Origin of the sequence: Corynebacterium sp. HMSC08F01 (genome assembly GCF_001807545.1) — a bacterium.
Taxonomy (GTDB): Bacteria; Actinomycetota; Actinomycetes; order Mycobacteriales; family Mycobacteriaceae; genus Corynebacterium; species Corynebacterium coyleae.
This window is the reverse complement of the sequence record NZ_KV789308.1, coordinates 1-12,322: the sequence shown is the minus strand read 5'-3', so window position 1 is coordinate 12,322 and position 12,322 is coordinate 1. Positions and strand designations below refer to the sequence as shown.

The 12,322-nt window shown below is 60.9% G+C and carries 12 protein-coding genes and 1 tRNA gene; 8 read left to right on the top strand and 5 right to left on the bottom strand.

The features are described from left to right. Window positions 1-127 precede the first annotated feature (127 nt). A tRNA-Arg gene (locus HMPREF3171_RS05740) sits at window positions 128-201 on the bottom strand. A gap of 54 nt (window positions 202-255) precedes the next feature. Here HMPREF3171_RS05740 and HMPREF3171_RS05735 point away from each other — a divergent pair. From HMPREF3171_RS05735 to HMPREF3171_RS05715, 5 genes are all read left to right on the top strand, one after another. Continuing rightward, the gene (locus tag HMPREF3171_RS05735) at window positions 256-2,241 is read left to right on the top strand and encodes a bifunctional copper resistance protein CopD/cytochrome c oxidase assembly protein (RefSeq protein WP_070483575.1); all 1,986 of its coding nucleotides are present in this window, start codon (window positions 256-258) and stop codon (window positions 2,239-2,241) included. Window positions 2,242-2,397: 156 nt separating this feature from the next. Then, window positions 2,398-3,006, top strand: coding sequence for a single-stranded DNA-binding protein (locus HMPREF3171_RS05730; protein WP_070422572.1), 609 nt, complete (start codon window positions 2,398-2,400; stop codon window positions 3,004-3,006). 80 nt (window positions 3,007-3,086) lie between these two features. Next, the gene (gene ettA / locus HMPREF3171_RS05725; RefSeq protein ID WP_070483574.1) at window positions 3,087-4,757 is read left to right on the top strand and encodes an energy-dependent translational throttle protein EttA; all 1,671 of its coding nucleotides are present in this window, start codon (window positions 3,087-3,089) and stop codon (window positions 4,755-4,757) included. Between the two features lie 11 nt (window positions 4,758-4,768). Then, complete coding sequence (locus HMPREF3171_RS05720) at window positions 4,769-5,173, top strand: acyl-CoA thioesterase (protein WP_070483572.1); 405 nt, start codon at window positions 4,769-4,771, stop codon at window positions 5,171-5,173. Beyond that, entirely contained in the window at window positions 5,174-5,800 is a 627-nt protein-coding gene (locus tag HMPREF3171_RS05715; protein ID WP_070483569.1) for a DUF8185 domain-containing protein, read from the top strand. A 33-nt stretch (window positions 5,801-5,833) separates the two neighbouring features. Here the strand turns inward: HMPREF3171_RS05715 and HMPREF3171_RS05710 are convergent, their stop codons facing one another. Then, the gene (locus tag HMPREF3171_RS05710; RefSeq protein WP_083284784.1) at window positions 5,834-6,247 is read right to left on the bottom strand and encodes a globin; all 414 of its coding nucleotides are present in this window, start codon (window positions 6,245-6,247) and stop codon (window positions 5,834-5,836) included. Then, window positions 6,237-7,187 carry a mechanosensitive ion channel family protein gene (locus tag HMPREF3171_RS05705; protein WP_070483577.1) on the bottom strand — a complete coding sequence of 317 codons (951 nt, stop codon included), beginning with the start codon at window positions 7,185-7,187 and terminating at the stop codon, window positions 6,237-6,239. Before HMPREF3171_RS05705 ends, HMPREF3171_RS05710 begins: the two co-directional genes overlap by 11 nt. Window positions 7,188-7,258: 71 nt before the next feature. Between HMPREF3171_RS05705 and HMPREF3171_RS05700 the strand changes: the two genes are divergently transcribed. After that, entirely contained in the window at window positions 7,259-8,407 is a 1,149-nt protein-coding gene (locus HMPREF3171_RS05700; RefSeq protein ID WP_070483567.1) for a cystathionine gamma-synthase, read from the top strand. Here the strand turns inward: HMPREF3171_RS05700 and pepN are convergent. Next, entirely contained in the window at window positions 8,404-10,791 is a 2,388-nt protein-coding gene (pepN, locus tag HMPREF3171_RS05695) for an aminopeptidase N (RefSeq protein WP_070483565.1), read from the bottom strand. The genes HMPREF3171_RS05700 and pepN overlap by 4 nt on opposite strands. Window positions 10,792-10,824: 33 nt before the next feature. Here pepN and HMPREF3171_RS05690 point away from each other — a divergent pair, with 33 nt between their 5' ends. Together HMPREF3171_RS05690 and HMPREF3171_RS05685 are read left to right on the top strand one after the other, a co-directional pair. Next, complete coding sequence (locus HMPREF3171_RS05690) at window positions 10,825-11,442, top strand: mycothiol-dependent nitroreductase Rv2466c family protein (RefSeq protein WP_070483563.1); 618 nt, start codon at window positions 10,825-10,827, stop codon at window positions 11,440-11,442. A 5-nt stretch (window positions 11,443-11,447) separates the two neighbouring features. Further along, the gene (locus HMPREF3171_RS05685; protein ID WP_070483561.1) at window positions 11,448-11,924 is read left to right on the top strand and encodes a ribose-5-phosphate isomerase; all 477 of its coding nucleotides are present in this window, start codon (window positions 11,448-11,450) and stop codon (window positions 11,922-11,924) included. A gap of 44 nt (window positions 11,925-11,968) precedes the next feature. Here the strand turns inward: HMPREF3171_RS05685 and HMPREF3171_RS11645 are convergent. Further along, a partial coding sequence (locus HMPREF3171_RS11645; RefSeq protein ID WP_141743364.1) for an HNH endonuclease signature motif containing protein occupies window positions 11,969-12,322 on the bottom strand: 354 nt, incomplete at its 5' end.

Below are 12,322 nucleotides of genomic sequence, written 5' to 3'. Positions count from 1 at the left end.
CGGCTACACCACTTCACGGGACTTGACCAACGCATTGGTGAAGACGGCCAAAAATCGGCATCTTCACCAATGCGTTCTCACCAAGTACGCGGCGCGCCCCTCATCCCAACCCCCCAGAAACACAAAGCGCCCCCAGCAGGATTCGAACCCGCGACCAGCCGGGTAGAAACCGGATGCTCTAATCCACTGAGCTATGGGGGCAGTGCGAATGATTGTAGTTATGGCCGTTTCGCGGGCGAAAGTAGGGTATGCAGCATGACTGAGACTGCCCGAAAGCCTGCTGTTGTTTCCGCTTGGCCGCTCTATCTTGCGGCGCTCGCTGCGGCCGCGGTGGTCGCGGGTGCGGTGGCGCAGTCGTTCTCTGGTGGGTCGCTGGCGGCGCTCGGTATTCCGGACCCCGGCGTGACCACCACGTTTGGTTTGCCGGCGCTGCGCGGTGTGGCGTGGATTCTTATGGCGTTGGCGGTGGGGTCGTTCATGCTGTCGTCATTCTTCATCCCGCCGCGCATGCAGGGGGAGGATCTCAACGGTGCGCAGTTGACGGTGGACGGGCACATCGCTTCGCGTACTGGTGCGCACGCGAGTGCGGGCATCGTGCTGATTGGGTTGTTGATGATTCCGCTGGTGCTGTCGGATGTGTCGGGCCAGCCGATGAAGACTGTCATGTTTGAGGCGGCCGCCTGGACGCAGGCCTTGGAGCAGGTGAAAGAGGCTCGCGTGTGGCTGATCGTCGCTGCGTTTGCGGCGGTGGTGGCCGTCGGTGGCTACATCGCGACGAGTTGGTGGTCGCAGGTTGCGCTGTTTATTGGCGCGATTGTGGTGGTCATGCCGATCGGTCTGACCGGCCACTCGGCGACGGGCGGCTCCCACGACTTTGGCACCAACTCGCTCATTTGGCACCTCGTGGCCATGTTGCTGTGGGTTGGCGGTCTTATGGCGCTTGTGGCGCATGCTTTACGACGAGGCCCTCACCTCACCGAAGCCTCCCGCCGCTACTCCATGGTTGCCCTGTTTTCCATCCTGGCTATGGCGCTTTCCGGTGTGATTAACGCGCTGGTGCGCGTGCGTATTAGTGAGTTGACGGAGTATAGCTACGGCATCGTGCTGATCGTGAAGACGGTAGCGATTGTGCTGCTCGGCATCATTGGTTACGCCCACCGCGAGCGCACCATCCCGCTGTTGGACAGCCAGCCGAAGGCGTTTGCCCGCCTCGGAGCGGTGGAAGTCCTGATCATGGCTGCGGTCTCCGGCCTTGCGGTCACCCTTGGCCGCACGCCGCCCCCGCCGCCGCTCGACCCGAACCTCACCCGCATGCAGGTGAAGATGGGGTACAACCTTTCTGAACAGATCTCCTGGACCAACTGGATCACACTGTGGCGCCCGGAGTTGCTGTTCAGTGTCATTGCGATTCTTCTGGCTGTGTACTACTTGCGCCTGGTGCGCCGCGTGGACGGGTGGAAGACGTCGCGGACGGTGTGGTGGTTGCTTGGGTGTGTGACGGTCGTCGTCACGCTGAGCTCGGGATTGGGCATGCACATGCCGGCGTCGTACTCGGTGCACATGACCGTCCACATGATCCTGTCGATGGGCGTGCCAGTGTTTATGGTGCTCGGCGCCCCGCTGACCCTGATCAGCAAGGCGTATCCGGCAGGCGAGTTCAACCCGCGCATGTGGGCGGAGAGTTTCCAGCGCTCGAAGTTCCTGCGTGTGGTCACGTTCCCGCCGGTGTCCACCATCCAGTTCCTGGTGTTTTTCTACGCCATGTATGTGTTCATCCCGCTCTACGAGCTGATGATTTCCGAGCACGCCGGCCACGTCATCATGAACGCCGTCTTTATGGTGTCTGGCTACTTCTACTTCTGGGAACTGATCGGGCCCGACCATATTGAAGGCCGCGCCACCGCGAAAACTCGCCTGGCCTGGCTGTGGGTGTCCATGCCGTTCCACCTGTTCATGGGCGTGTACCTCATGCAGCTCGGCGTGGTTATGGGCGAGGACTTCTACAACAACCTCGAACTGCCGTGGAACCCGGATCTGGCGCAGATTCAGAAGGAGGGCGGCGGTATCGCCTGGGCATCCGGTTCCTTCCCGCTGCTGATCGTCTTCGGTGAGTTGTTCATGCAGTGGCTGCGCGAAGACCGCGCCGAGACGGAAGAGGCCGATCGTCGCGCGAAAGAGACCGATGACGAAGAATGGCGCCGCTACAACGAGATGCTCGCTCAGTACGGAAATCGCTCCTAGCAGCGGATTGTGGAATCTGGTTTCAAAGTTATCCACAGAAACGGACCACCCCTTTACCGGCTTTAAAAATCGTGCGAACCTCGAAGTGTGCAGGGCGTTGCTTCACGACGACACCCCGCACACCATCATCCGCACTATGGAAAGGGGGGCTCTTCCATGAGCCAAAACACCATCCGCCTAATTGGCAACCTGACCGACGATCCGAAACTTGTGTTGTTTGCGAGTGGGGCGACGGTAACCAAGATGAGGCTGGCGTCGTCGAAAAGAAGGCGCGTCACCGACGACAACGGCAAAGAGGTCTGGGAAGACGTCGACCCGCTGTTCATCGACGTCGAATGCTGGGGGCAACTCGCCGTGAACTGTGGAGCGTCGCTGAAGAAGGGATTCCCCGTCATTGTCGACGGCTCGCTGGTCACCGACTTCTGGCAAGAAGGCGAAGGCAACAACGCCGTCACCCGCTCGAAGATCATGCTCAAGGCCCGCAACGTGGCCTTTGACATGAACCACTACCAGCTCAACTCGGCGCGCACCTCCAACTCCGGACACAGCCTCGACGGACACGACGCGGTACCTGTTATGGATGCCGAGGCCGTGTTCGAGCGGCTCACCGGCCAACCACCCAGCTTCGCCGACCCGGTCGACCCGGCCGAGCCGGTGGCCGCCGAAGCCGATGGGGGAGACAATGCTCTCGACGGAGCCCCCGACGGCACCGACGAGGCCCGCTACAGCGCCGAAGACCTCAGCGCCGCCAAGGCACCGTTCTAGGAGGGCGTCGTACTCAGCCACGTGATGTACCCTGATTGCGGTATTTAACGTCCGCATTCACCAACAAAAGGGGAAACGTAGTGGCTGAGTTCATCTACACGATGAAAAACGTCCGCAGGGCCATTGGCGAAAAAGTCATCCTGGACAACGTCACCATGGCCTTCTACCCAGGCGCCAAGATCGGCGTTGTGGGTCCGAACGGCGCCGGTAAATCGTCGCTGCTGAAGATCATGGCGGGCATCGACCAGCCAAACAACGGCGAAGCCTTCCTGCAGCCAGGAGCCACCGTTGGCATCCTGCTGCAGGAGCCGCCGCTCAACGAAGAAAAGACCGTCCGCGGCAACGTCGAAGAAGGCCTCGGCGAGCTGTTTGAAAAGAAGCAGCGCTTCGAGGAAATCGCCGAGGAAATGGCGACCAACTACTCCGACGAGCTCATGGAAGAAATGGGCAAGCTGCAAGAAGAACTCGACGCAGCCGATGCGTGGGAGATCGACTCCAAGATCGAGCAGGCCATGGAGGCTCTGCGCTGCCCGCCGTCTGATGCGCCGGTGACCAACCTGTCGGGTGGTGAGCGTCGTCGAGTAGCACTGGCGAAACTGCTGCTGAGCGAGCCGGACCTCCTGCTTCTCGACGAGCCCACCAACCACCTCGACGCCGAATCCGTCCTCTGGTTGGAGCGCCACCTGCAGACCTACCCGGGCGCCGTGCTCGCGATTACCCACGACCGCTACTTCCTGGACAACGTCGCAGAATGGATCTGTGAGGTCGACCGCGGCCAGCTCTACCCGTACGAAGGCAACTACTCCACCTACCTGGAGAAGAAGGCCGAGCGCCTCGAAGTTGCCGGCAAGAAGGACCAGAAGCTGCAGAAGCGCCTGAAGAAGGAACTGGACTGGGTCCGCTCCTCCCCGAAGGCACGCCAAGCCAAGAACAAGGCACGTCTCGAGCGCTACGAAGAAATGGCAGCCGAGGCAGAGAAGTACCGCAAGCTCGACTTCGAAGAAATCCAAATCCCGACCCCGCCCCGCCTGGGCAGCAAGGTCGTCGAGGTGGAAAACCTGAACAAGGGCTTCGACGGACGCGTGTTGATCAAGGACCTGTCGTTCACCCTGCCGCGCAACGGCATCGTCGGCGTCATCGGCCCCAACGGTGTAGGTAAGTCGACGCTGTTCAAGACCATCGTTGGTCTGGAAGAGCCGGACTCCGGCAACGTGACCGTCGGCGAGACCGTCCAGATCTCCTACGTGGACCAGAACCGCGAAAACATCGACCCCGAAGAAACCGTGTGGGAAGTTGTCTCCGACGGCCTGGACTACATCCACGTCGGCCAGAACGAAATGCCGTCGCGCGCCTACCTGTCCGCCTTCGGTTTCAAGGGTGCTGATCAGCAGAAGCCATCCAAGGTCCTCTCCGGCGGCGAGCGCAACCGCCTCAACCTGGCGCTGACGCTCAAGCAGGGCGGCAACCTGATCCTGCTCGATGAGCCCACCAACGACCTTGACGTGGAAACCCTCGGCTCCCTCGAAAACGCACTGCAGGCCTTCCCGGGCTGCGCCGTGGTCATCTCGCACGACCGTTGGTTCCTCGACCGCACCTGTACCCACATCCTCGCGTGGGAAGGCAACGTCGAAGAAGGCAAGTGGTTCTGGTTCGAAGGTAACTTCGGCGACTACGAGAAGAACAAGGTCGAACGCCTCGGTGAGGAAGCCGCCAAACCGTCGCGCGTCACCCACCGCAAGCTCACCCGTTAGGAGCAAACCCCATGGCAGAAATCCACGTGCACACTATTCCGGTGCGTTGGAGCGACTTTGACCGCTACGGTCACGTGACCAACTCGGCCTACGTCGAGTTGGCGCAGGAGGCGCGCCTGGCGTTCGCGGAGAAGTTCTTCTATTCCGAAGGCCACGAGTTCGTGGTGTTCGTGCGCCGGCTCGAGGTGGACTACGTCCGTCCGATCCTGCCCAACACCACTGAAGTGACCGTGGAGACGCAGGTGGTCAACGTAGGCAATACCTCGTTTACCACCCGCCAGGAAATCAAGGACGCGCAGGGCAAAACCTGCGCAGTGGTGGAGTGTGTGCAGGTTACGGTGGATACTGCGACGACCTCGCCGCGCGAGATCACGAAGAAGGAGATCGGCATCCTGTCCAAGGCGGCCGACAACTAGGTGATCTCCCTCGACATCGATACCGGCGCGCGCGGACTGACCACCCTGGTCGGCCGCGCCGTTGGCCTTGACCCGCAGGCCTCCGCCCGCATACAAGAGGTCGGAGATGGTGCGCTCGACGTGTTCGTGACCACGCCCTTCGACGCAATTGCTTCTCGACGAATCACCGGCACCACCTCCCACAACACCGCCACCGTCAGCGCCCGCGACCTCCTCGCCGCGCTGCAGTCCGGTTCTGTTGAGGTCGGGCCGGCGCACGATGCCGTCTGGCCCGGGGCGCTGCCACCCGCCACCGGATTCGTCGCACGAGAACAGGTCCCCGTCGGCGTGGCCCGCAGGCTTGCCGACGAAGGCCGCAACCTCGCCCGCCAATTCTCCGGACCAGCCGGCCCACCGAAATCCTTGCTGGACGGGATCGTGCTCACCGCCGACGCCGACAGCGACGACCCAGTGGAGATCCCCATGCGGATGATCTTCGCCTGCACCGCACTCGGCCTCATCCCCGGCTTCGAAGCACCCGCGGAGATCCCGCGTCACCTGCGCGTATCCAGCTGCGGGCGCTGGACCCGCCTAGACGCCCCCTTCGGATCCGTCTACCGCAACGCCGGACTCGGCCTGCTGTTCTAGCGGGCCGCGCTTCGCTGGCGGCCCGGGCTGGGACTAATAGGCCCGCGGGCCCTGGTTGATCATCATGTACGCCACACGCTGCATGTGATTCCACATCTGGGCGCGGTACGGTTCGGGCAGCTCGTCGTCGTCAAACTGCTCCATCGACTTGCCCATCAACTCGAGCCAACGATCCGCCTCCGGCTCACCGATCGCGAAAGGGAAGTGGCGCTTGCGCAACATCGGGTTGCCGCGCTGCGCCTGATACTCGCGCGGGCCACCCCAATACTGGACGAGGAACCAACGCAGGCGGTTCTCCGCTCCTTCCCAATCCTGATCCGGGTACATCGGGCCGATGAGGTCATCTTCCTTGACCTGATCGTAAAACCCGCGGACAAGGCGGGTGAAGAATGGTTCGCCGCCGACGGCGTCGAAAAGCGTCTGCTCCTGCTTCGGGCTAATCTCCAACGTTTTCCTCCTGCTGTTTCACCAACACAGACTCCCGCGGCGTCAACACCACACCCTCGCGGTGCAACGCCGCCAAAATCCGCTGATTCAAATAACGCGCAACCGTCCACTGCATGCCAGGCATCGTCTGCACCTCCACGCGGAACGACATGTAATTCGGCGTCACTTCGCTCGGACCCAACATCCGCGGAGTGCCCATCACCAGCTCGGCGACTTCCTTGTCCTGGCAGCCCGCAACAGCGGTCTCTTCGATCAAACGCGACACCTCATCCGGATCCACCATCAACGACACCGGCACCTGCACACGCGCGGTAGAGAAGCGGGCCGAGTGATTGCCAACCCGATCGATGTCGCCATTGCGGATGTACCACAGAGCGCCGTCGATATCGCGAAGCGTGGTGATGCGAAGCGTCATCTCCTCAACATCACCCACAACATCGCCGACCTCAATCGTGTCACCCACCCCGAACTGGTTCTCAATCAAAATCGCCACACCGGAGAAGAAATCCTTCACCAACGACTGCGCACCAAAACCAATCGCCACACCGACAACACCAGCCGACGCAATCAGCGGCGCAACATTGACCCCCAACTGATCCAGCACCGCAAGCACCGCCCACGCCCAAATCACAATCGCAGCCACCGACCGGCCCACATTGGCCAGCGTCTTCATCCGCTGCTGACGACGCTTCTCCTGCGCACGAATCTGCTGCGCATCACGCCCCTCATACTTCAACACATTCGAGCGTTTAATTCCCTGGCGCGTCGCACGCCGAATAATGCCATTCGCCAGCCAATTCAGCACAATTGCAACCAGCAAAATGAGCACGATCTTCACCGGGCGCTCAATGAACAATTCATGCGTTTGCGGATTGTTCCACCACGACGTCACGCCCTCGACAGCTTGGTCAACCTTTTCAGAAGCATCTTGAGTATCCATCACCGCACGAGTGTACGCGCGATGCATAAAAATGACCGAGGGGTGTACCGCTTGGTCTAGTGTCTGTGCACATGACTGTCTACGGATTCACCACCAACGCCATCCACGCAGGCTACGAGCCCGACAGCCTCTACGGGCCAATCAACACCCCCATCTACGCCTCCACCACCTTCGCCCAAGACGGCCTCGCCGAACTCCGCGGCGGCTACGAATACACACGCGTGGGAAACCCCACCGTCACCGCCCTGGAAAAAGCTGTTGCGGCGCTTGAAAACGCCGACTTCGCCGTCGCCTACTCCTCCGGCATGGCAGCTATCGATGTCGTCCTCCGCATCCTGCTCAAACCCGGCGACCACGTCGTCGTATCCAACGACGCCTACGGCGGCACCTACCGCCTCATCCAACAAGTCTTCACCCTCTGGGGTGTGGAAAACACCGTCGTCGACATGACCAACCCCACAGAGGTCGCCGCCGCCGTCCAAGACAACACCAAGGTCATCTGGGTGGAAACGCCGACGAACCCGATGCTAGACATCGTCGACATCGAAGCAATCGCGGCAGTGAAGAAGCAGGCAGCGCTGGTCGTCGACAACACCTTCGCATCCCCCTACCTGCAAAAACCATTCGAACTCGGCGCCGACGTCGTCCTCCACTCAACGACGAAATACATCGGCGGCCACTCCGACGTCGTCGGCGGCATCGTCTGCGGCCGCAACGACCGCGTCGACGGCTTCCACGAACAACTCCGCTTCTTCTTCGGCTGGGTCGGCGCCAACCCATCCCCGTTCGACACCTACCTCACCGGCCGCGGCCTGAAAACCCTCGCCGTGCGCATGGACCGCCACTGCGACAACGCCGAAGCCGTGGCCAAATACCTCGATGCCCAACCGCAAGTTTCCCGCGTGTGTTACCCGGGACTCGAAACACACCCGGGCCACGAGGTGGCGAAAAAGCAGATGACCCGCTTCGGCGGCATGGTCTCCGTACTGTTCCAAACCACCGAGCAGGCCAAGACGTTCTGCAAGTCGACGAAACTGTTCTGCCTCGCCGAATCCCTCGGCGGCGTGGAAAGCCTGCTCGAGCACCCCGCCACCATGACGCATGTGTCCGTGGCCGGCTCGGCGCTCGAGGTGCCGGGGGAGTTGGTCCGAATTTCAGTGGGCATTGAGGACGAGGCCGACCTGATCGCCGACCTCGAACAAGCCCTCAAGCAGCTTTAATTTGCTGCTGCGTCGGCCGCGCGGTTGCGCACAGCGCGTGCGGAGCGGTCCTGGCCTTCGGCGATAACACGCTTCAGGCCATTGGGGACGTCGCTGTTCAGCAGGGCGTTTGCCTTCTCAACAGCCTCTTGCGTGACGTCCCAACGCGGGTACATGCCCTCCAGGGTGCGCTGCGCCATCTCGTTGGTCAAACGGTCCCACAGGGCCGGCGCGGCGCGGAAGTACTCGTCGGTCAACCCCTCGAGCCCAGCGTCGGTGAAGGTGAGCCCGTCCATGAGGTAGCGGGCCTCGAGATTGGTCAGGTCGTCGTTAATGAGCTTGTCCCAAGCCCAACGCTTATCGACGACCGCCTTCGCCCTCAACCGCGAAATCGCACCCTCCGACGTCTCGTCCTTCTCCTCGTCAACGGCCTCCAACGGCAAGGCGCCAGCAGCGAGAAGGTTCGTGATCGCCAACCAACGAACCTCCTGATTCTCGGAGGTCTTCAGCAAATCCTTGAAGTACTCAACCGTCTCCTCAGTCGGCTCCAGACGGGCAAGCGCACGGTCGAACACCGCCTTCGGCTCCTGACCACGGAACGCCTCGTTCAACAGATCGAAGCCGGTGCGGCGCCACGCCGGATCAACGTAGCGCTTCACAGCCTCAGTAGCCTGAGCGGCGATCCGCTCCTGCATATCCGGGCCAACCTCACGCGCCACCAACTCCACATACTGACGAGCAGGCAGACGACCATCGCGCACAGACTCCCACAGGGAAGACCACACCAACGTCTTCGCCAGCGAATCCTCAATCTGGCCCAAGTGCTCCACGGCAAACTGCTGCTGCTGCGCATCGAGGCCCATCAGGCAGTACGTGAGGTCGTCGTCGTTCACCAGGGCGAGATCGTGTTTCACGCCTGAAAATTCAGGAATCTCAGTGCGCTCGCCGGTGATATCGAGTTCGACTTGGTGGGTGCGCTGCACGGTGCCGTCGATAAGCGAATAAAGCCCCACGCGAACACGGTGATCGCGCAACACCGGCGACTCCTGCACCACGGTAAACGTGTCCGAAATCTCCGGGTAAAGACGCGACACACCGGTAGTACGCAGCCACTGCTCAGCCCAGTTAGACAAGTCGCGACCCGAAGCCTCCTCGAGCGCGCCAAGCAGATCATCGAACGTGGCATTGGAGTAAGCATGATTATCGAAGTGCTTACGCACACCCGCGAAAAACTCCTCATAACCCACATACGCCTGCAACTGCTTCAACACAGACGCACCCTTGGCGTACGTAATGCCGTCGAAATTCTGCTCCGCCGTCTCAATATCCGGCGCATCCGCAGCAATCGGGTGCGTCGACGGCAACTGATCCTGCGAATACGCCCACGCCTTCTCCACCGTGGCAAACGTCGTCCACGCCTCCGGATACTCACCGATACCCACCTGCGCCGTCGCCGCCGACCACGTAGCAAACGACTCATTGAGCCACAGATCGTCCCACCACTCCATCGTGACAAGATCGCCGAACCACATATGCGCCATCTCATGCAGAATCGTATCGTTGCGACGCTCCAGACGATACGGCGTCGGCTCAGACGTGAAAATGTACTCATCGCGGTACGTCACACAACCAACGTGCTCCATCGCGCCCATGTTGTACTCCGGGCAAAACACCTGATCGTACTTGTCGCCAAACGGGTACTTGCGGCCGAAATTCGCGTGATAGAAATCGAAGCCGTCCTTCGTCTGACGGAACAGTCGCTCCGAATCCATATGCGGAATCAAACTGGCACGCGCGTACAGACCAAGCTCAATCGTGCGGCCATCACCCGCGTCGTACGTGTCGGTGACCTTCTCAAACTCACCCGCGCAAATCGCAACCAGGTATGTCGACAGCGGGTAATCAATCGTCGTGGTCCAGGTCGCGGTGCCGTCACCGTTTTCCTCGCGTGAAACCGCCTCATTCAGAATCACCGTGTAACGCTCCGGCGCCTTCACACCCACCTTGTACGTCGCCTTCAAATCCGGCTGATCAAACGAGGCAAACACCTTCATCGCCATCGCCGGCTCAAACTGCGTGTACAGGTAGTCCTTGCCGTCCACCGGATCCGTGAACTTATGCAGGCCCTCACCCGTGCGGTTGTACGGCTCCGTCGACGTCACCCGCAGCTCATGGGAACCCGCCGACAACGTGATCTCCTGGCCAGTCGCCTCACCATCAAGCGTCGCCTCGAACGACTCCGCCACCAGGTCAAAGTGCGTCGTTCCCGCCTCGGAATCGAACTGGATTGTCGACACCGTCGTGAACGTGTCCTTGCCAGTGATATCCACCAGAATGTCGTAACGAACGTTGGAAATGAGCTTTGCGCGCAACTGCGCGTCTTCACGCGTGAGATTAGTCTTCATGTGACTCAGGCTACACGCGCTATTGTGGGCGGCATGAAAGAGCAAGTGACTTTTTGGTTTGATGTTTCCTGCCCGTTTTGCTGGTTGACTTCGCGTTGGATGAAGGAAGTGGAGAAAGTCCGCGATGTTGAGGTCGAGTGGGTGCCGATGTCGCTCTCCGTGCTCAACGACGGCCGTGACATCCCTGCCGACTATGCCGAGTTGATGAAGGCGAACTGGGGTCCCGCGCGTGTGTTCGCGAAAGTGAAGCAGGATGCCCCGGACAAGATCGACGCGCTGTACACGGCGATGGGCACGATCATCCACACTGGCGGCCAGGATCACAAGAAAGGTTTCGGCGCCTACGACAGTGTTATTGCGGAGGCGCTTGCCGAGGTCGGTTTGCCCGCGGAGTACGCGGATGTGGCGAATACCGACGAGGTTGATGAGGCCTTGCGCGGTTTTCACGCGTCGGCAATGGCTGAGGTTGGCGACGACGTCGGCACCCCGGTGGTCAAGTTCGGCGACAGTGCGTTTTTCGGCCCGGTGATCACGCGTGTGCCGGAGGGCGAGGATGCTGGGAAGTTGTTCGACCATGCGGTTGGTGTGGCAAGTTTCCCGTATTTCTTTGAGCTCAAGCGCAGCCGTACGGAAGCCCCGCAGGTACGCTAAGCCTTATGCGTGTTTACCTTGGAGCAGATCACGCCGGTTTCGAGCGGAAGAATCAGATTAAGGCCCATCTTGAGGCGCAGGGTCATGAGGTGACTGACTGCGGCGCCCACGAGTACGACGCCGCGGATGACTACCCGGCGTTTTGCATCGCCGCAGCGGAGGCTGTTGTTGCGGATCCGGGTTCTCTGGGCATTGTGCTTGGTGGTTCGGGCAATGGTGAGCAGATTGCGGCGAATAAGGTCAAGGGTGCTCGTTGTGCGTTGGCGTGGTCGGAAGAGACCGCGAAACTAGCCCGCGAGCACAACAACGCGCAACTCATCGGCATCGGCGGGCGCATGCACACCGAGGAAGAGGCGCTCGCGATCGTTGATGCGTTTGTTGCTCAGCCGTGGAGTGAGGAGGAGCGTCATCAGCGTCGTATCGATATTCTCGCGGAGTATGAGCGCACTGGTGTCGCGCCGGAGGTTCCGTCTGCGAAGTAGTGTGTAGGCACGACGATTGGCCCGCTTTTTGGCGGGCTTTTTCGTTATGTGAAGAGTTGTTGCATGGCTCCGGGCGGATGCTTTTCGACGACTGTCCCTCCCGGCGATACCCACACCGGTATCCCATCGCGTATCTGTATTCGCCCGTAGCGGTTTTCACGCGGGTCATCGTCGTTGCGCCCGTTATGGAACCGACATAACGGCACCAGGTTGGCCAGGTTGGTTTCCCCACCATGCCGCCAGGCCTGGATGTGGTGCATTTCGCAGTTGTCAGCCCCATGCCGGCAATCCGGCACCGGACACGTCGGCGACATCATCGATGCCAACGCGCGTTGCTTACTATTGGCGAATCGCTGGGTGCGATACAAGTTGACTGCACCCTCGGTCGGGTGAAACGC